Genomic DNA, 19,635 nt, shown 5'->3' on the forward strand with positions numbered 1-19,635 from the left:
TGGGACCATGAAAGCGATATGACTCCACAAGTTCCTCTCCTCGTGGCCGCAAGTGGCGGCACCCCGTCGCACACCCCTGTCTGGTTCATGAGGCAGGCGGGACGGTCGTTGCCCGAGTACCGGGCGCTTCGCCAGGGCACCGCGATGCTCGACGCCTGCATGGACCCCGAGATGGTCTGCGAGATCACCATGCAGCCGATCCGGCGGCACGGCGTCGACGGCGCGATTCTCTTCTCCGACATCGTGGTGCCGCTCAAGGCCGCCGGTGTCGACCTCGACATCGTCGCGGGCACCGGTCCCGTGGTCGCGAACCCGGTCCGGACGCTCGACGACGTGAAAGCCCTTCCCGAGCTGCACGCCGAGCAGGTCCAGCCGGTCGCGGACGCCATCGGCCTGCTGCTCAAGGAACTGCCCCCCGAGGTCGCCCTGATCGGGTTCGCCGGCGCGCCGTTCACGCTCGCCTCCTACCTCGTCGAGGGCGGGCCGAGCAAGAACCACGAGCGCACCAAGGCGCTCATGCACGGCAACCCCGAGCTGTGGCACGCGCTGCTGGCCAAGATCGCGGACGTCACCGCGGCGTTCCTGCACGCGCAGCTCGACGCGGGTGTGCAGGCGGTCCAGCTGTTCGACTCGTGGGCGGGCGCGCTGTCCGAGCGCGACTACCGCGAGTTCGTGCTGCCGCACTCGAAGCGCGTGCTGGAGACGATCTCCACCGTGCCGCGCATCCACTTCGGCGTCGGCACCGGTGAGCTGCTGCCCGCCCTGCGCGAGGCCGGCGCGGACGTCGTCGGCGTCGACTGGCGGATCCCGCTGGACGTCGCGGTCGAGCGTCTCGAGAAGGCCGCTCCCGAGCTGCCGAAGCCGGTCGTGCAGGGCAATCTCGACCCGGCGCTGTTCTTCGCGGGCTTCGAGGCAGTCGAACGCGAGGTGCGCCGCATCCACGCCGAGGGCAAGGCCGCCGCGGGCCACATCTTCAACCTCGGCCACGGCGTGCTCCCCGACACCGATCCGGAGATCATCACCCGGACCGTCGAACTGATCCACAGCTTGTAATGCACGCGAGAGCGCCGCACGCAGCCCCAAGAGTGGCAATCGTCGGAGGAGGCATCTCCGGCCTGGCCGCCGCGCACCGGCTGCGGATGCTGCTCGGCCCCCAGGCCAGGATCACGGTGATCGAGCAGTCCGACCGCCTCGGCGGCAAGCTCCGCACGACCGAGCTCGGTGGCGTGCGCTTCGACGTGGGCGCGGAGGCGTTCCTGCACCGCAAGCCCGAGGCGCAGGAGCTGATCACCGAGGTCGGGTTGCAGGACCACGTCGTGCACCCGACGGCGGCGAAGGCGAGCGTTCACGCGGCCGGCCGCACGCACCAGCTGCCGGCGCACACGTTCATGGGTGTCCCGGCGAGCGTCGAGACCGTGCGGCACCTGCTGTCGTCCGAGGGCGCGCTGCGGGTCGAGATGGAACCGACACTGCCGCCGATCGAGCTCGACGGCGCCGACGTCGCCGTCGGCGCGCTGATGAAGGACAGGTTCGGCCCGGAGGTCGGGGACCGGCTGGTGAACCCGCTGCTGGGCGGGGTCTACGCGGGCCGGGCGGACGAGCTGGGCCTGCGCGCCACGATGCCGCAGATCGCGACGCTGCTGGACAAGGGCGTCGGCTCGTTGCTCGCGGCCGCCGCGACGATGATGCCCGCGCCGCCGCAGCCCAGGGCCGCGCGCCCGCCGGTGTTCGCGTCGCTGAGCAACGGCGTCCAGACGCTGGTCGACCGGCTCGCCGAGGTGGCCAGGCCGGAGATCCGGCTGGGACTGCCGGTCCGCGTGCTGTCGTGGCAGGGCGACGGCTGGCGGCTGGAGATCGGCTCGGCCGCGACCCCGGAGTACCTGGAGTGCGACGGTGTCGTGCTCGCGGTCCCGGCCCCGTCGGCGCGCAAGCTGCTCTCCGAGATCGCGCCGCAGGTGTCCGCCGCGTACGGCAAGGTCGAGGTCGCCTCGATGGCCGTGGTGGCGCTGGCACTGCCGCCGGGCACCGTGCTGCCGGACCGCTCCGGCATCCTGATCGCGGAGGGGGAGCGGTACAGCGACCGCATCACCCCGTTCACCGCCAAGGCGTTCACGTTCTCCAGCCGCAAGTGGTCCCACTACGGCGAACCCGTCGTGCTGCGCGGCTCGGTCGGCCGGCACGGCGAGACGGCCCTGCTGCAGCGCAGCGACGCCGACCTCGTCAAAGCCGTGCGCAACGACCTGCACGAACTGACCGGCATCACGGCGGCGCCCATCGACTACGTGGTGCAGCGGTGGGGTGGCGGGCTGCCGCAGTACGGCGTCGGGCACCTCGACCTGGTCGACACCATCGAACGGGGCATCGCCGACGTGCCGGGCCTCGCCGTGGCGGGCGCCACGCTGCACGGCGTGGGTGTGCCCGCGTGCATCGCCACCGCGGACTCGGCGGCAGCCCGTGTCGCAGCACACCTGCTGGGCCGCGTTCGGCGTTGAACGGACCGTGCCAAGATGGACGTATGGCGCGCCTGAACTACAACGAGCTCAACGACACCATCCGCTACACGATGTGGTCTGTGTTCCGGGTCGAACCCGGCAAGCTGCCGGAAGACCGCAGCGCCGCCGCCGCGGAGACCCAGAACTACCTGGACGCGTTGGAGGGCAAGGGCGTCGTCGTCCGCGGTGTCTACGACCTGGCCGGTCTGCGGGCCGACGCGGACTTCATGATCTGGTGGCACGCCGAGGAGATCGAGCAGGTGCAGGCCGCCTACACCGGCTTCCGCCGCACCCCGCTCGGCAAGGTCTCCACGCCGGTCTGGTCGCAGGTCGCCCTGCACCGCCCGGCCGAGTTCAACCGCAGCCACATCCCCGCGTTCCTCGCGGGTGAAGAGGCGCGCAAGTACGTGTGCGTCTACCCGTTCGTGCGCTCCTACGAGTGGTACCTGCTGCCGGAGGAGGACCGCCGCAAGATGCTGGCGGACCACGGCAAGGAAGCCCGCGACTTCCCGGACGTGCGCGCGAACACCGTCGCGTCGTTCGCGCTGGGCGACTACGAGTGGCTGCTCGCGTTCGAGGCGGACGAGCTGCACCGGATCGTCGACCTGATGCGTCACCTGCGCGGCACCGAGGCGCGGCTGCACGTGCGCGAGGAGATCCCGTTCTACACGGGCACGCGCATCCCGGCGGCCGAGCTCGTCACCAACCTGCCGTAGCAACCATGGGGGGCACATTCATGGACCTGACGTCCATGAATGTGCCCCCCATGGTTTGCGCTTACCGCATTACGCCACCTTGTAGGCGTGGATCACGGTGATCTCGACCGTGTTGCCCTTGGCGTCCTTCGCCGTGGCCTTCAACGAGGTCCACTTCGCGCCCGCCGGGTGGTAGATCAACGCGCTGTTGCCGATCACACCCGCGTTGCGCCACGACTTGCCGTCGTCGTGTGAGTACTGCACGCCGGTGACGCGCACCTTGCCCGTGTCGCCCTGGGACTGGGTGAGCAAACCGATGCGCTGCAACGTGCCCGCGGGCACCGCGCCGTTGTCGTCGAGCTTCGGCGTGAACCGCACGACGTTCAGCGGAATGGTGTCGACCACGCCCGGCGTGCCCTTGGACCTGAACGTCCACGCCCCGGACACCTTGCTGCTGAACTCGAACTGCGAGCTCCGGTCCAAGGTCGCCTCGACGCGGAAGTCGGCCTCGGGCAGTGGCACGTTCTGGAAGCCGCCGCCGTCGTTCTCCCCGATCAGCGCACCGTTGCGGTAGAGGGAGGCCCGGAAGCTGTCCACAGTGGACCCACCCTGGCCGTTGCTCGCGTCGCTCAGCATCGGAACGCTGACGTACAGCTGCGTGCCGGACCGCTGGCCGTACGGGTACGGGGACTCGGGCAGCGCCGGCGAGAACACCGGCTGGTTCTCCCGCTCCTGGTAGGTCTTGCCCGCCTCGTACGTGCGGTACCCGGAGATGGCCTGCTCCCGGCCGCCGTTCGCGTGGGTGATGCTCACGATCGACTGCCAGCGCAGGTCCTCGGTCGTCACGTAGTCGATCGCCTTGCTGCCCGCCGGCACCGGGTAGAGCGCCGAACCGCCGCTCAGACCGTGCACCGACGTCGGCAACTCGCCCTTGCTCGCCACGCTGTCCGGCTTGAGACCGCCGATGGTGGCCTCGACGCGAGCCAGGTCGCTCTTGGCCGGTGCGCGGGTGAGGCCGTTCGGCAGGCTGCCGCCGACCGGGTAGGACAGCCGGTAGTAGACGTTGGCGTCAGCCGCGGAGTTCGCGTGCAACGTCGCCAGTGACGACAGCTCCTTCGGTGAGAGCGGTCCGCCGATCTGGGCCGCCGAGACACCGTCGAACCCGCCGAACGAGATCAGTCCCGCCTGCACGATCTGCTGGCCGTGCGTGCGCCGGTAGGTGAGCTCGCCGATCACGAAGTTGCCGGTGGCTTCCGGTGCCTTCACCGACAGCGGCTGCGCCAGCCGGGCGTCCTGCTTGATCGTCAGGTCGCCGGTCAGCTTCACGGTCGGCTGGAGCACCATGTCGAGGCCCTGCGGGGAGGTCAGCGTCGACTCGACCGAGTAGTTGCCCTTCGGCAGGCGGATCTTCTGGTCACCGGCGCCGAAGAGGGCCTTGTACCCCCTGGTGTCCAGGCTGTCGACGAACGTCAGGGCGCTCGCGGGGTCCTGTCCGTCCTTGCCGGTCAGGTCGATGCCGAGGGTGTAGCTCTCGACCTCGCGGTCGACGCCGACGAGCGTGCGGACGGTGTGCGTGCCGGACGTGGCGACGACCTCACCGCTGTACGTGGCGTCCTGGGTGCCGACACGGGTGTCGCCGGTGACGTCGACGGACGCGGTGCCCTTGGCGGGGACCGTGACCTTCGTGGCGCCGAGCGAGAACATGCCCTGCGGCGCACCGCTGGTCAGCTTCACGTCGAGGGTGATCGCCGCGTCGGTCGGGTTGGCGTAGGTGATCGCCTTGGTCACCGGCTTGTCGTCACCGTGCGGCCACTCGTGCAGGCCGAGGTTCAGCGCGACGACGTCGGCGGTCAGCACCTGGTTGATCGCCTTCGACACGTCGATGCGGCCGGCGCCCTGGTCGAACGCGCTGACGCCCGCCGTCGGCTTGGCCGTGGTGGCCAGCGCCGACTTGAGCTGCGCCGGCGTCCACTCCGGGTGCTGCGACTTCAGCAGCGCCGCGGCACCCGCCACGTGCGGCGTCGCCATGGACGTGCCGCTCGCCGCGAGGTGCTCGCCGTTCGTGCCCGCCTTGGCCGCGACGATGCCGACGCCCGGTGCAGTCACCTCGGGCTTGAGCCCGCTGTCTCCCACGCGAGGGCCTTTGCTGGAGAACGGGGCGAGCGAGTCGTCGCGGTCGACCGCGCCGACCGACAGCGCGGCCTCGGCGGTGCTGGGCGAGCTGACGGAACCCGTCGATCCCGAGTTGCCCGCCGCGATCACGAACAACATGCCGTACTGGGCGGTCAGGTCGTTGACCGCCTGCTCGAGCGGGTCGACCTCGGGGGTGTCGCCACCGCCGAGGCTCATGTTGACGACCTGGGCGCCCTGCTCGGCGGCCCAGCGCATGCCGTCGAGGATCCAGGACTCCTGGCAGCCGAACTCGACGCAGACCTTGGCGTCGAGCAACTGCGCGCCCGGTGCGACGCCGCCGTACTTCGAGTCGTGGCTCGCGACGGTCGAGCCGACGTGGGTGCCGTGGCCGACGTTGTCGGTGTTGTCGGGGTCGCTCGTGAAGTTCTTCTCCGCGATCTGCTGACCCACGAGGTCGGGGTGCTTCTCGTCGACACCGGTGTCGACGATCGCGACCTTCACGCCCTTGCCGGTGATGCCCTTCTGGTGGGCGGCCGGTGCGCCGATCTGGGCGACCGACTTGTCCAGGCTCGGCTTGCGGATGCCGTCCAGCCAGACCTTGTCACCGGAGTCCGCCTCGGCCTTGAGAGCGCTCCAGTCGTTGGAGGAGCGCGCCGCGAGTCTGGCCCGGCCGTCCACGATCAACGGCATCCGGTCGCGGTAACCGAACTCCAGCAACGTGGTGACGTCGAAGAGCCTGCGATCGAGCCGGCCCGCCGCCAGGGGCCCGAACGCGTCCTTGGGGACGACCGTGGTGTGCCCGTCGGCACTCCGGTGCGTCTTGAACTTCATGCCCTGGCGGCCCTCGCCGGGCTGGATCGCGACGATCTGCTGTCCCTGCCCCAGCAGCACCTTGTCGCCGGTGACGAGCGTGACCTCGTCGATCGTCTTCTGCGGTGCCCTGTCCTGGGGTGTACTGCCCTGTGGTGCGGCGGTGGCGACCGCCGGCATCGCCGTCAGTGCGAGCGCGGTGAACGCCGCGCCCAGCACTTTGGATTTTCCGCGCATTCGAATCCCCTCATGGTTCGAATTTCTGCGCGCTGTGGTCCGCGCAGGCCGGAAGGCCTTCCGCGGCAAAGCGAAGGCAATGCGAAAAGGTCCCCCGACGCTTTCGAACGTATCGATGGTGGCGGGGGTCACACAGGGCTGAATGGGGGATTCTTGGTGGGGAAATGTTCGCCCGTCAGTTCGATTGCCAGAACTTCCAGCGTGCCTTGCGATTCACTGACAGTTCGCCGGAAGCACGGCACCATTCGGCGAACGCGGCGGCGTCCTCGCGCGCACGGGAGCCCGCGCGACGTGGATTTTCCACGGCGTAGGCGTCGAAGAGCGGCCGAAACCGGTCGCCGAGCTCGTCGGCGACCGCGGGCCCCAGCATCCGCGCGATGCCCCGGCGTTTCGACAGCAACGCGCGCCGTTCGACGGCGATGCGTTGTTCGTCGAATCCCGTCGGAACAGGTCCTTTTGCGAGCAAAGCGTTTAGCAGTTCGGCCTGCTGGGCGGCAAGCCTTTTGCGTGCGGCCGAAAGGTCATTTCCCTCGATCATTTCAGCCACGGTGTTTGTCCACGACGGCGCGGATCGCGGCCAGTTCGGACGCGATTTCGGTGTCGGACGGGTAGTTGTCGTCGCGCTCCAGCAGAACGCCGGGTGGCCGCACGCGCGAGCACAGTTCGTCGAGAACGCCGAGCACTTCCGGCAGCACCGCGTGGGCGTGCGTGTCGTGGTAGACGTCGCCGTGCTGTTCGCCGCCGGCCACGTGCACGTAGGCCAGGCGCTCCAACGGGATCTCGTCGAGGAACCGTTCCGGGTCCGTGCCGATGTTGCGGGCGTTCGCGTACAGGTTCGCGACGTCGACGAGCAGCCAGCAGTCCGTGCGCTCGACGAGCTCGGCGAGGAACTGCCCCTCGGACAGCTCGCCGTCCGGCCACTCCAGCAGCGCGGCGACGTTCTCCAGCGCGAGCGGCACGGGCAGGTTCCGCTGGGCCAGCCGGACGTTCGCGACGAGCACGTCGAGCGCGTCCTTGGTGCGCGGCACCGGCATCAGGTGGCCGGAGTCGAGCCCGCCCGCCCGCACGAAGCACACGTGGTCGCTCACCATCGGCGCGCCGACCGCCTCGGCGATCTCACCCAGGTGCTGAACCCGCTTGAGATCGACCTCGTCCGCGCCGCCCAGCGACAGCGACACGGCGTGGGGCAGCACGGGGATGCCGCGTTCCAGCAACAGCGTCACCGACTCCGGCAGGTGTCCGATGTGGAGGTTCTCGGCGACGACCTCGACGAAGTCGACGCCGGGCAGCCGTTCCACGGTCAGGTCGATCTCCGAGCGCCAGCCGATGCCGACACCCAGGTCCGTGATTCCCGCCATCAGTCGCCTCCTCCGCCACCGCCGCAGCCTCCGCCACCACCACAGCTGCTGCCACTCGACGAACAGCTGCTGCTCGACGACGAACAACTGCTGCTACTGCTACCACATCCGCTGCCGCAACTGCTGCAGCTCGACGCCGAACCGCATCCGCCACCGTCCGAAGAGGACTTCCTGGCGCGCTGCCGCTTGAGCGGGATCATCTTGACCACGCTCTGCGAGAGCTCGAAGAGGTCGCCGACCCGGTGCCCGCCGACCTTGCCGCAGAAGCCGTACAGCGCCACCGCGTACACCCGGTCACTCGCGCTCACCGGCCGCAGCACCTCCTTGCCCGCCTTGGTGACCGGGCCCCGGCCGCGTTGCCAGGCGAAGAACAGCAGGGCGATCGGCACACCGACGAAGAACGCCGGCGTCGAGAAACCGAGCACGACCAGCCCTCCCGCGATCGCGAGGGAGAACCACCACGCCTCGTGACGGCGGCGGGGACGTTGCATCAGCCTCCGGTCGAGCAGGTGCCGGTGCAGCTGCGCCATCTCCGTGCTGTTCGCGGTGGACTGCACGATCGTGTCGAACCGGACGGCGGTGCGCGAGTAGCTCAGGATCCGCGCCTCGACCGACGTGGTGGCGCCGTGGTTGTTGCTGTGCACCGCCGTCACGAGGCCGTCGCGCGAGACCCGCACGAGGCCCGCGTCGATCAGCCGGGCCAGCGCGGCCTCGGCGGCCCGGCCAGGACCCGCGGTCAGGTAGCCGACCTGTTCCGCGGACAACTGCGTGGTTTGTGAGGTCATCGGTGTGACCATGGGATCCCCCTTAACTGCTGGAACTGCTGCAGCTGCTGCTGGAACTGCTGCTACTGGAGCAACTACTAGAACTGCTGCAGCTGCTCGAACTGTTGCAGCTGCTGGACGAACAGCTGCTCGTGCTGGAACAGCTCGACGAGCCGCCGCAGTTGTGGTGGCTCCAGTCGTACGAGCTGCTGCAACTGGCACCGCATCCGCCACCGTGTGAAGTGGACCTTTGCGTGTGCTTGCCTCTGCGCAGACCGAACAACGCCACCTGGTTCGCACCGCTGCGCGGGTTCCGCAAGGCGTACCGCAGCACGGTCTTGCCGTTCGACGTGAGCCGGCCCTTGTTCCGCAGCACCACCACGGCGAGGAACAGCAGGATCGCCGTCAGCACGAGCAGCCTCACGTCGAGCACGAGCGCGGCGGGGAAGGACGCGACGGCCAGCAGGAACAACAGGAACCGGAACCCTTTCCTGCTGTTGCCGCTCGGACGGCGCACCATCGAGCAGGCGATCAGGCTGTGGTGCAACGCGGCCATCTCGTTGCTGCGCATCGCCACCTGCACGACCTGGTGGATCGGACGAGAGGTGCCGTGCAACCCGGCGAGGACGTACGCCTCCAGCGCTGTCGTCGCTCCGTGACCGTTCTGATGGACGGCGGTCACGACCCCCTCGCGGGAGACCCGCACGAGACCGCCGTCCATCAGCCGGGCGAGCACGGCTTCCGCCGCCCTGCCCGGTCCCCCTGCCAGGAACCCGATCCCTTCCGCGGACCAGACCGTCTGGTGCGGTGTCGAAGATTTGGACATCAGCACTCCCCTTCACCGGTGCCAGTGCATCTTCGACGTGAGATCTACCCCCAGGTTCCTGGTGTTACCTGAATCGGCCCGAACAACGGATCAGCCGCCCCCGCCCCCGCCGCAGCCGCCGCCCCCGCCGCAACTGCTTCCGCTCGAACACGAAGAAGAACTGCTCGAACACGAACTGTGGCTGCCGCCGCTGTCCGTGTAGCCGGTGTAACCGCTGCCGCTGCCCGAGGAGGCGAGCAGTGAGCTGCGCACCGCCAGATCCGGGTAGACGGCCAAACCGCCGAACAGAACCAGTCCCGCCGCCCCCGCGTACAGGGACTCGTCGGAGGTCACCGCCCCGCGGCTGCTCGTGGTGCGGGCCGCGGCCAGGACGCTGTTGCCCTTGCTGGTGCGCACGTGCTTGCCGCGTCGCGTGAGGACGAAGATCAGCACACCGGTGAGGACGAGCTGCAACGTCAGCCAGCCGATCGGCGCGTCGATCGTGATCCCGTTGAGCCAGCGGGCGGCACCGATCGCGAGCAGCACCCACAGCGCGATGGATCCCTTGCGCAGCGCGCTTTTCGCGACCGCCGGGTTGACGACGAGCCCCATGTCCTCGAGGCGCCGGCCGATCGCCAGCACCACGTCGTCCCTGGACATGGCCGGGATCATCAGGTTGACGGTGCGGTTGGTGTAGCGCTGGGCGTCGGTGATGATGGCACGGTCCACCGCGTTGAGCGACTGTGTGCTGGTCGTGGCCTGCACGGTGCCACGCCGTGAAGTGCGAAGCTCACCCGAGGTGAGCAACCGCGCGATGGCCGTCTCGACCACTCGCCTCGGACCGCCCGCGAGATAGGCGAGCTCGTCCATGTCCAGGGAGCGCACGGGCTGGTTGCTGTGACCAGCCCGCACGCGTACCCGAACGACGATCGCGACCAGCACCGCCAGTGCCAGTCCGATCCAGTAGTACTGAAGGAACTCAGGTCCGGACAATCCCCAAGGTCTCTGCATGCGACCCACCCCCTGACTGCCCCGAAAGTGCTTCGGTGGCGTCCATGGTGTGGTCCGGGCCACATGCTCACAAGGCTTGTTGACGAAGCCTTAGGGTTGTCCGGTTTCTGTCAATGATCCGTGTTGCGAGACACGGCACTAGCTGGACGAGCCGCCGTCGACTCCGCCGGAGCCCTCGCCGTCCGTACCCCGCAGGGCGATCGAGAAGTTCATTGCGCCTCCCAGGTCGGTCCGGTTCATGCGACCGGACTCGGCTCAGTCTCCTATTCGGACGGAACGAGTTTCAAGGAGACGGAGTTGATGCAGTACCGCTGGTCCGTCGGGGTCGGATACCCCTCACCTTCGAAAACATGCCCGAGGTGGCTGTGGCACGTGGCGCAGAGCACCTCGACGCGGGTCATGCCGAGCGCGCGGTCCTCGCGCAGGAGCACCTTGTCACCGGCCAGGGGCGAGAAGAACGACGGCCAGCCGCAGTGCGAGTCGAACTTGTGGTCGCTGCGGAACAGTTCGGCTCCGCACGCGCGGCACTCGTAGACGCCCTCGGTCTTGGTCTCGGTGTACTCGCCGGTCCACGGACGCTCGGTGCCGGCCTGGCGCAGCACCGCGTACTCGGCGGGGTTGAGCTGGGCGCGCCATTCCTCTTCGGAACGCACGACTTTCGGGGTGGCGCCGACAACAGGTTCCATGTCCCTTTATAACGTGGCCACCGTCGCCGGGCTTCCCGGTGGCGGCCCGGCTCACGCGGTCGTAAGGGCTCGTTAAGAACAGCGTTTCTCGTTTGGAGTCAGAAGATGATGGCGAGGATGTCGCCCAGCGCGAACCAGATCGTGAGGAGGACGCCGAGCAGGATCAGGCCGACGACGATGACGGCCACGAGCCGCTGGTGCCCGCTCGTGCGGTTCGCCGAGTCGGCGAAGTCCTGCACGCCCTCCAGGTACCCCTCGACGGTGTAGCCGGGGCGTTGCCGCTTCATCTTGTCGAGATGCGCGGCGAACGCCTTCGTCTCGGGGTCTTGGGGGTCGAGGCCGATCAGTTCCTCCTGGAACTTCTCGCTCTCGTCCTTCGAATCGCCCATGACCACCAGTTTAGTGCCAGGGGAGTGGGATCCAGGCATGCTCGTGTTCACGCCTGTGTGGTGGTCAAGCGGCACCAGCGCCAGTGACGCGAGGTTGACGCGAGGTTGACGCTGACGTGTCGACGTTGATTCGCATGTTGACTGGAATCAACATGTTGACGGGTCGGTACACAGGTGGACCCGTCAACATGCGATCAACGCCTCGTCAACCGCGTGCAGTTCAGCCCGCGAGGGCGAGCGCGGGCCTGACGGCGCCCACCGCGCGTCCGTGACCGAGCACCGGCACCGTGGCGAGGTCCTCGACCTTGCCGACGTCCACGCCGAGCCGCTTGAGCACCGCGATCATGACGACCGCGCGGGCACGGGACGAGCCGTCGGCGATCTTCAGCGCGACCCCCTCGCCGGTGGGCAGGCCGACCGCGTAGACGCCCTCGGCGCCGTCCTTGGCGATGACGCCGGGCAGGGTGTTCATCAGCACGGTGACGTCACGCCCGGTGCCGCCGACCCACTCCGGATAGGCGTTCATCGCGGCGGCGACGCGGTGTTCGAGGGTTCCGGCGGGCGCGGCGGCCAGACGGCCGAACGCGCGCGCCAGGCCCGTGAGGCTGATGGCGAAGATCGGGGCACCACAGCCGTCGACGCCGACCTGGGCGACGGGCTCGCCGGCGACGTCCTCGATGGTCGCGCGGGTCGCGACCTGCAGCGGGTGGGTCGGGTCCAGGTAGTCGTCCGTGGACCAGCCGTTGGCGACGCAGGTGGCGAGCATGGCGGCGTGCTTGCCGGAGCAGTTCATGTACTTCGGGGCGGGGGACAGGCCGCGGGCCAGGTGCTGGGCGCGGGCCTCCTCGCCGAGCGGGAGGTCCGGGGTGCACTGCAGGGCGTCCTCGGACAGGCCCGCACCGGCGAGGATCTCCAGCGCGCTGGCGACGTGGAAGTCCTCGCCCGAGTGAGAGGCGCAGGCCAGGGCGAGCAACTTGCCGTCGAGGTCCAGGCCCTTGGAAACACCACAGCGCAGCATCGCGAGGGCCTGGAGCGGCTTGTTCGACGAGCGCGGGAACGCCACGTCGTCCGGGCGGCCGAGAGACAGCACGGGGGTGCCCGACACGTCCGTGGCGACGACGGTGCCGTGGTGCACCGACTCCAGGAAGTCGCCCCGCCAGACCTCTGCCACGACCTCGTGTCCCATGTCACCCCTCCTGCAGTCAAGGAAACTGCCAACTGTCGACAGTTGACAACTCGGCTAATGTAACCAGGAGACGGCCGGTGCCGTCCAGATCAGGAGACGAAGGTGACACCTCCGACCCCGCTGCACCTCAGCCTGGCCGGGCAGGCCGTGGACGTTCTGCGCGAGCAGGTGCTCACCGGGGAGATCCCTCCGGGCTCCCGGGTCAACGAGGTCGAGGTGGCGCAGAAGCTCGGCATCAGCCGCGGTCCGCTGCGCGAGGCGATCCGGCACCTGGCCTCCGAGGGGCTGCTGACGCTGGTGCCGCACCGGGGCGCGTTCGTGCCGGACGCCGACGCGGACGAGGTCAAGGCCCTGTTCGAACTGCGCACCGCCCTCGAATGCGCCGCCGCGGAACTGGCGGCGTCCCGGCGGACCGACATGGACCTGGTGCGACTGCACGAGGTGTGCGCGGCGAGCCGGCGCGACTACAAGACCGGGCAGCCGTTCCCGTACCGGCTGGATCTCGCGTTCCACCAGACGTTGATCGAGGCGGCACGGAGCCCGCGCATCGCCGAGCAGGTGCGGCTCGTGCAGCAGCGAGTTGTTCTTCTCCGCAGTGCGCTGGCGGACGACCCGCCGCATCAGCACGCGTCGATGGACGACCACGACGAACTCGTCAAAGCGATCGCGGACGGCGACGCGGCCAAAGCGTCGATCGTGATGCGGCGTCACCTCTCTCGCGTGTGCGCACAGATGATGATGAGCATGAGCCACTAGCTTCCGTGGGTATGACGTTCGGCGCGATGCTCCTGCACCACCGCAAGAGCGCGGGGCTCAGCCAGGAAGAGCTCAGCGAGCGGTCCGGCGTCAGCGTCCGCGCCATCAGCGACATGGAACGCGGCCGTGCTCGCTCGCCCCAGCGCCGGACCACCGAGGCACTGCTCGACGCGCTCGGCCTCGACGAGCAGAGCCGCGAGGAGCTGCGCGGGCTTGCCCGGAAGGCGCCGCGGCACCCGGTCTGGTCGTTGCCGCCGTACGTCGCGGACCTCGTCGGCAGAGACGCGGAGCTCACCACCATCACCACCACGCACGATCGGCTCGTGGTCGTGCACGGCGCCGCCGGAACGGGCAAGACGAGCCTCGCGGTGAAAGCCGCCCATTTGCTGGAGAGCCGGTTTCCGGACGGACAGCTGTTCATCGAGGTGGAAAGCGACGCACCGCTCGAACGGTTGCTCAGGGATCTCGGCATTTCCGCTGAGCACGTGCCAGAGGACGCGAACGGCCAGACAAGGCTCTACCGGTCGTTGCTCGCGGGAAAACGGCTTCTGCTCGTGCTCGATGGCGTGAGCACAGAGGAGGAGGTGCGCACGCTTGCGGCTGACGAACCGGGTTGCCTCACGATCGTGACGTCCCGGCGCAGGCTCAACGCGTGCACACGGATCAGGCTCGGCGGTCTCACTGAAGAAGCAGCGGTGGAACTGCTCGCGTCGATCATCGGGCCGCAGCGCGTCGACGCGGACCCGCAGACCGCGCGGGAACTCGTCCGGCTGTGCGGGATGTCGCCGCTCGCGGTGCGGATCGCCGGCAACCGGCTCGCCAGCCGGCCGCGCTGGCCGGTGCGGCACCTGGTGGAGCTGATCGAGGAACGCCGCCTGGCCGCGCTCACCGCGGGCGACCTCGACGTGCGGGGCGCGTTCGAGGTGTCGCTCGCGCACCTGCCGGAGACCGCGCGGCTGGTGTTCCGCCGGCTCGGACGGCTCGCCGGCACCCGCGTCACCCCCGAACTGGCCGCCGAACTCGCGGGCATCGGCGTGATCGAGGCGCAACGGGCGCTGGAGGACCTCGCCGACGTCGGCCTGCTCGACGCCGACGACGCGGGCTACTCACTCCACGGCCTGGTCAGGGCGTTCGCCGACAGTCTCGCGTGAGCGCGTTTCAACATCATCTGCCAGGGTGATCCGGTGCGCGCGACCACGTTCGGCGAGTTCCTGCGCTTCTACCGGCGCCGGGCGACGCTCACCCAGGAGGACCTGGCCGTGCGGACCGGCCTGGGCGTGCGCACGCTGAGCGACCTCGAGCGCGGCCGGGTGCAGACCCCGCAGGCGCAGACCGTCGGCCTGCTGGTGGCAGGGCTCGGGCTGGACGGCACCGAGGCCGCCGAGTTCGTCGCGCTCGCCCGGTCCTCCGAAGCGGTGCAGCCACGTCCCGAACGCATCGACTGCGCGCCACCGCCGGTCGACACTCTCATCGGCCGTGAGCCGGAACAACAGCAGCTCGCCGAACACGTCTGCCGTGCGACCGCGTCGTCGGTCTTGGACGTTGTCGTCGTGCACGGACCTCCGGGCGTGGGCAAGACCTCTCTCGCGGTGGACGCCGCGCACCGGTTCGCCGACCAGTTCACCGACGGCAGCCTTCACCTCGACCTGCGCGGCATGGACGCCACACCGCTGTCGGCGGAACGCGCGATCGCACGGCTGTTGCGCACGTTCGGCGTTCCGGACGCACGGATGCCGTCTGACCCAAGCGACCGCCTGCGTCTCTACCGGTCGATGCTGCGCGAACGGACCGTGCTGCTGGTGCTCGACAACGCGGCGAACGAGGCCCAGATCCGGCCGTTGCTCGCCGCCAGCCCCGGTTCGCTCGTGCTGGTGACCAGCCGCAACGTGCTGGCGGGCCTGGACAGCAAGTACCGCCTCGACCTCGGCCCGTTGCGCCACGACGGCGCCGTCGCGCTGCTCGCCGCGACCGCGGGAGCCGACCGCATCAAGCAGGATCTGCGGGCCGCGGACCTGGTCGCGGGGTTGTGCGGCGGTGTTCCGCTGGCCCTCGCCATCGCCGGCCACCGGCTGACCGGCCGCACCACCTGGTCGCTGGGCCACCTCGCCGACCAGCTCTCCGACGAACGGGAACGCCTCGACGTGCTCGCGACCGGGGACGTCCAGATCCGCACGGCGTTCGAACTGTCGTACCGGCTTCTCGCCCCCGAAACGGCGGTGATCTTCCGCAGGCTCGCGCTGATCCACGGCCCGGACACCTCCGTCGAGCTTGCCGCTGTCGCCGCGGACGTCTCAGTCGACGACGCGGAGATGGTGCTGGAGGAACTCGTCGACGCGAGCCTCCTCCGTCCGGATGTCCCTGGCCGGTACTCGTTCCACGACCTGATCCGCGACTATGCGCGCGAACGCTTGCACAGCGAGGAGTCCGACCTCCACACACACCGCCTGCGTACGCGCGATTGGCTGCTCACCACCGCGATGCGGGCAGCGTCGGCGTTCCTCCCCGACGACAAGGGCGCGTCGGACCTCGCGAGCGCGGATCGCTGGCTGTCCGCCGAGCTCGCGAACTGGCGTGGCGCGTTCCGGGAAGCCGTCGACGACGGCGCCCACGAGCAGGTGCTCTCGCTGGCACGTTCGATGCACTGGTACTCCGACCACCGCGGGCCGGGCGACCTGTGGCGGGAGGTCTACACCGCCGGCGTGAACGCGGCGCGGGAACTGGGGGAGCGCGAGCAGCAGGCCCAGCAGCTCAACTTCGTGTGCTGGGTGTACATGGCTCGCCACACGAACATCCCGCTGGCCATGAGATGGCACGAGGAGGCGTTGCGGGTCGCGGAAGAGTGCGGCTCGCTGATCGAGACGGCGTGGGCGCACTACTACCGGGCAGGCATCGTGACCCGCACCGGCGACCACGAGGAAGGCGTGGCTCACTCCCGGCGCGCCGCGGAGCTGTTCCGCGAGGCCGGCGAGCCCATGTATGAAGTGATCTCGCTGTCGTACAGCGGTGTCCTGCTGCAACGGCTGGGGCGCCTCACCGAGGCCGTGGGGACACATCGGGCGTGCGTCGCCGCGGAACGCACGTTGCGTGACGCTCAACGCGGCGTGGCGCTGGAGAACGCCGCGCAGCTGCTGCTGCGCCTGGCGGACGCGTTGGTCGCCGCAGGTGACCACGACGAGGCGCTCGACGTGGCGGCCGAGGCCGAGGAGCTGGTCGGGCAGGGCGCCGCGAACCTGCGCTCGATGGCCAGGCTCACCCGCGGCCGGACGCTGCTCTCCGCCGACCGGCTCGCTGAGGCGCGCGAACAGCTGACCGGGGCGGTGGAGGCCCTGTCGGACCCGGAGGTCAAGGTGTCCGTGTTGATGGAGCTCGCCGGGCTCTGCGACCGCATGGGCGACCAGGACGCGGCGATCCGGCATCGCGTGCGCGCGCTGGCCGAGTCCGAGCGCTACGAGTCGCCGGGCATGACCAAGCTGCAGCACGACGTCGCCGGCGCACTGGGAATCGATTTGTCAGCGTAGGACCGTGCTGAGGAACGCGTCGGCGTCGAAGTGTTCGGTACCGGGCGGCACGAGCCGATAGGTGGCCTCGAGGAACTTCCGCAGCGTGTTTCTCGTCAGCCGGAACACCGTGATGTGCCGGTCGGAGACGAGTTCGAGCACCAACGCACGGCCGTGCGGGCTCAACCGCACGTCGCCGTCGCCCGCCACTTCGGTCATGCCCTCGGCGAGCAGGTCCCTGCCCATCACCCAGGTGGCCACCGAGCCGCCCGCGTGGAACTTCATCGTCACCGCGAACGGGTCGTCGGCCTGGTAGATCAGTTCCGTCTCCACCGGGGCCGTGGTGCCGCTCGGCCGGACGAAGTCGAAGACGGTGCGTGACGCGACCCGCATCGGAACTCCCTGAAGTGTTCGCCTGTGTACTTCAGTTCACGGATCGGGAGTCGAATTGGTTCAGGGTCAAGTGTTCCCATTACCAATTGATCGGCCGAACAATTTTCAGGTTCAGCTGTGCGAACGGGCAGACCTGCACACTTCTGCCGGTGCTTCTGCATGGTCCTTCCTGGCCGTTGACGATTTGCTGGATGGCATGGTTGCCCCGCTCCGTCCCGGCCTCGTCGGCACCGTCGTGCGCCAGGCGGGTGGCCTTCTCGTCGGTCGTGAGCGGGAGATCGCCGTCTTGACAGACGCGCTCGGTGGTGCGCGGTCGTGCGTGGTCCACGGCGCGACCGGGATGGGCAAGAGCGCGTTGTTGTCGGTCGCGTCGTCGATCGCGGTGCGCAGCGGGTTGCGCCCGGTGCGCGGGTTGCGGGCGTTGGCGGAGGTCGACCGGCACACGGTGCTCGTGGTGGACGACGTCGAGCGGTTGTGCGCTGAGGAGGCCGAGCGGTTGTCGCGGTTTCCCGGTGTCGTGGTGGCCGGGGGTGACCTCGATCCGGACACGTTCGCGCTGGTGGACGCGGTGCGGGTGCCGTTGCGGCCGATCGATGCCGAGGCGGTGGCCGAGTTGGTCCGGCGGCGGTTCGAGGTCGAGGCCTCGCCCGAACTGATCGCGTCGTGCCTGCGGTTCAGCGGGGGTGCGCCCGGTGTGGTGAGCGACGTGCTGGAGCTCGTGCCGGACCTCTCCTCGTGCGACAAGCTGCCCGGGTTGCGGTTGCCGCGGCTGTTGCGGGCCGTGCGGCGGCACTGTCAGGTGCTGGACGCCGACGCGGTGGCCGTCGCCCGTGCGCTCGCGGTTCTGGAGACTGCCCCGCTCGACCTGCTCTGCGAGGTCGCGGGGATGGGGTCGTACCAGACGCTCGCCGCGTTCGAACGGCTCGTTGACGCACGTCTCGCCGTTGCCGATCCGATGCGGATCCAGTCACCGGCGTTGAGTTGCGCGATCCGGCACGAAATGGCGCCGGAGGTACGTGAGCGTTTGCACCGCAAGGCTTCGGACGTCATGCAACGGCGATGTGATCCGCCGACCGCCGTTGCCGAGCACGTGGTGGCGTGCGCCGAACCCGTTGGTGCGCACTGGGTCGCTCCGATGCTGCACAGCGCGGCGCGACTGCATCGGGCAGCTGGACGGCCCGCGCGCGCCGCGAAGTGTCTGCGCGCGGCTCTGCGTGAGCCGATGGACGGGCAGACCGCCGCGCGAGTGGCGATCGGGATGGCCGAGCTCCACCTGCGGTGCGGGATCGCGCCACGGGCGGATGAGCTTGCGCGGCAACGGCTTTCTGTCGAGGGCGACGCGCTGGACTGGCTCGCCGCGGTGGCGGTGGACTGGCAGTGCGACGAGGACGTCCTGGACGGCCTGGGCGCACCGGAGCTGCCGGCGGACCCCGAGCAGGCGCTCCGCGATCTTCCCCAGAGCGGGCCGCGGCTGGTGCCCGCGCTGGTTCTCGCTGGTCTGGGGCTTGTGCACGCCGAATCTGTCGCGGTGCTGGCCTTCGCGCCACGGCTGCGTGCCCGGCTGGTCGGCGCGGAGAACGACTGGCTGGTGGCGCTGGAGATGTGGGCGCACCGGGTTCGCGGCGACCACGTGGAGGTCTCCCGGCTCATGCGCGATCTCGCCCAAACGTCACCGGCGAGAGGCTGTGTGGCGTTGGGTGCGGCGGCGTTCGTCGCGTCCTGTGTGGACGGCGGTCGTGCCGGCGAAGCGCGGGAGATGTTGGTGCGCTTGGGTTACACGGGCGCGTTGCCGCCGGCGTGGGTGTGCACGCCGTTGCTGCGCCACCGGGCGCGCATGCACCTCGCACTCGGTGCGCCACGAGCCGCGCTGGCCGACGCCGAACGGGCCGGGGCGGTGGACCTGCTCGGCGAGGTGAGGGCCGCGCTGGAGGAGCCGTACCAGCCGGTGCGCGGGGCGGCGTGGGGAAAGCTGACGGCGCACGAGGCGCGCATCGTGCGGCTGGTGCTGGTGGGGGAGACGAACCGGGCGATCGCGACGCGGTTCAGCGTCACCCAGCGCGCCGTCGAGCTGCACCTGACCCGCGTGTACCGCAAGGTCGGGATCTGCCGGCGCGTCCAGCTGTCGTCCGTGTTCGGTCCTGCCTAGTGGCGCGTCACGCAACGTTGGCGAGGTAATTCACGCTCAGCAGGACGCCTCACGGCACCGCCCCCACTCCCACAGCCAACCAGGATGAGGAAGTGGGGGCGGCACCGTGATGCGCCCGTCTGAGCGCGAATTCCCCCGGCAACGTTGCGAGCCACGCCACTAGTGTCGTGCGCCGGAAATCCGCCAGGTAAGTCTAGTGTGGGTTGATGGCGCGGATTGGACGTCCTCCTGCTGTGGTGACGTTGACCGAGCAGGAGCGGGAGACGCTGCAGCGGTG

At 69.5% G+C, this 19,635-nt stretch carries 17 protein-coding genes; 7 read left to right on the plus strand and 10 right to left on the minus strand.

The genetic code is table 11. From position 1 onward, the window contains the following. Nucleotides 1–18 precede the first annotated feature (18 nt). The 3 genes from hemE to hemQ are packed head-to-tail and all read left to right on the plus strand — an operon-like array spanning nt 19 to nt 3,208. A complete protein-coding gene (gene hemE, locus G7043_RS47055; protein WP_166056237.1) occupies nt 19–1,053 on the plus strand; it encodes a uroporphyrinogen decarboxylase in 1,035 nt (344 codons plus the stop codon). Further along, on the plus strand, nt 1,053–2,492 hold the full coding sequence (gene hemG / locus G7043_RS47060) for a protoporphyrinogen oxidase (RefSeq protein ID WP_166056239.1): 1,440 nt from the start codon (nt 1,053–1,055) through the stop codon (nt 2,490–2,492). The genes hemE and hemG overlap by 1 nt, the downstream gene beginning before the upstream one ends. A gap of 23 nt (nt 2,493–2,515) precedes the next feature. Then, nucleotides 2,516–3,208, plus strand: a complete 693-nt coding sequence (gene hemQ / locus G7043_RS47065) for a hydrogen peroxide-dependent heme synthase (protein ID WP_166056241.1) — start codon at nt 2,516–2,518, stop codon at nt 3,206–3,208. A 69-nt stretch (nt 3,209–3,277) separates the two neighbouring features. Here the strand turns inward: hemQ and G7043_RS47070 are convergent, their stop codons facing one another. From G7043_RS47070 to G7043_RS47110, 9 genes are all read right to left on the minus strand, one after another. After that, a complete protein-coding gene (locus tag G7043_RS47070) occupies nt 3,278–6,367 on the minus strand; it encodes a S8 family peptidase (protein WP_166056243.1) in 3,090 nt (1,029 codons plus the stop codon). 175 nt (nt 6,368–6,542) lie between these two features. Next, nucleotides 6,543–6,905 (minus strand): hypothetical protein, encoded by a 363-nt coding sequence (locus tag G7043_RS47075; RefSeq protein ID WP_166056286.1) that lies wholly within the window; start codon nt 6,903–6,905, stop codon nt 6,543–6,545. 1 nt (nt 6,906) lies between these two features. Continuing rightward, on the minus strand, nt 6,907–7,725 hold the full coding sequence (locus G7043_RS47080; RefSeq protein WP_207312671.1) for a DUF692 domain-containing protein: 819 nt from the start codon (nt 7,723–7,725) through the stop codon (nt 6,907–6,909). Next, the gene (locus G7043_RS47085; protein WP_242643474.1) at nt 7,725–8,522 is read right to left on the minus strand and encodes a TIGR04222 domain-containing membrane protein; all 798 of its coding nucleotides are present in this window, start codon (nt 8,520–8,522) and stop codon (nt 7,725–7,727) included. Before G7043_RS47085 ends, G7043_RS47080 begins: the two co-directional genes overlap by 1 nt. Before the next feature lie 10 nt (nt 8,523–8,532). Beyond that, nucleotides 8,533–9,315, minus strand: coding sequence for a TIGR04222 domain-containing membrane protein (locus G7043_RS49180; RefSeq protein ID WP_166056247.1), 783 nt, complete (start codon nt 9,313–9,315; stop codon nt 8,533–8,535). 90 nt (nt 9,316–9,405) lie between these two features. Next, nucleotides 9,406–10,305 (minus strand): TIGR04222 domain-containing membrane protein, encoded by a 900-nt coding sequence (locus G7043_RS47095; protein ID WP_166056249.1) that lies wholly within the window; start codon nt 10,303–10,305, stop codon nt 9,406–9,408. Between the two features lie 263 nt (nt 10,306–10,568). Beyond that, nucleotides 10,569–10,991, minus strand: coding sequence for a peptide-methionine (R)-S-oxide reductase MsrB (gene msrB / locus G7043_RS47100; protein ID WP_166056251.1), 423 nt, complete (start codon nt 10,989–10,991; stop codon nt 10,569–10,571). Nucleotides 10,992–11,089: 98 nt separating this feature from the next. Beyond that, complete coding sequence (locus G7043_RS47105; protein WP_166056254.1) at nt 11,090–11,380, minus strand: hypothetical protein; 291 nt, start codon at nt 11,378–11,380, stop codon at nt 11,090–11,092. A gap of 220 nt (nt 11,381–11,600) precedes the next feature. Then, nucleotides 11,601–12,566, minus strand: coding sequence for an asparaginase (locus tag G7043_RS47110; RefSeq protein ID WP_166056256.1), 966 nt, complete (start codon nt 12,564–12,566; stop codon nt 11,601–11,603). Between the two features lie 102 nt (nt 12,567–12,668). Between G7043_RS47110 and G7043_RS47115 the strand changes: the two genes are divergently transcribed. The 3 genes from G7043_RS47115 to G7043_RS47125 are packed head-to-tail and all read left to right on the plus strand — an operon-like array spanning nt 12,669 to nt 16,840. Then, nucleotides 12,669–13,322 (plus strand): GntR family transcriptional regulator, encoded by a 654-nt coding sequence (locus G7043_RS47115; RefSeq protein ID WP_166056258.1) that lies wholly within the window; start codon nt 12,669–12,671, stop codon nt 13,320–13,322. A gap of 11 nt (nt 13,323–13,333) precedes the next feature. Next, a complete protein-coding gene (locus G7043_RS47120) occupies nt 13,334–14,473 on the plus strand; it encodes an XRE family transcriptional regulator (protein ID WP_166056260.1) in 1,140 nt (379 codons plus the stop codon). 33 nt (nt 14,474–14,506) lie between these two features. Next, nucleotides 14,507–16,840 (plus strand): ATP-binding protein, encoded by a 2,334-nt coding sequence (locus G7043_RS47125; RefSeq protein WP_166056262.1) that lies wholly within the window; start codon nt 14,507–14,509, stop codon nt 16,838–16,840. Here G7043_RS47125 and G7043_RS47130 read toward each other — a convergent pair. After that, a complete protein-coding gene (locus G7043_RS47130; protein WP_166056264.1) occupies nt 16,832–17,212 on the minus strand; it encodes an SsgA family sporulation/cell division regulator in 381 nt (126 codons plus the stop codon). The genes G7043_RS47125 and G7043_RS47130 overlap by 9 nt on opposite strands. Before the next feature lie 196 nt (nt 17,213–17,408). Here G7043_RS47130 and G7043_RS49185 point away from each other — a divergent pair, with 196 nt between their 5' ends. Further along, nucleotides 17,409–19,358: a helix-turn-helix transcriptional regulator gene (locus G7043_RS49185; RefSeq protein ID WP_166056266.1), complete on the plus strand. Its 1,950-nt coding sequence runs from the start codon at nt 17,409–17,411 to the stop codon at nt 19,356–19,358. Nucleotides 19,359–19,635: the final 277 nt, after the last annotated feature.

The organism is Lentzea alba (assembly GCF_011067745.1).
In the GTDB taxonomy this organism is placed as follows: Bacteria; Actinomycetota; Actinomycetes; order Mycobacteriales; family Pseudonocardiaceae; genus Lentzea; species Lentzea alba.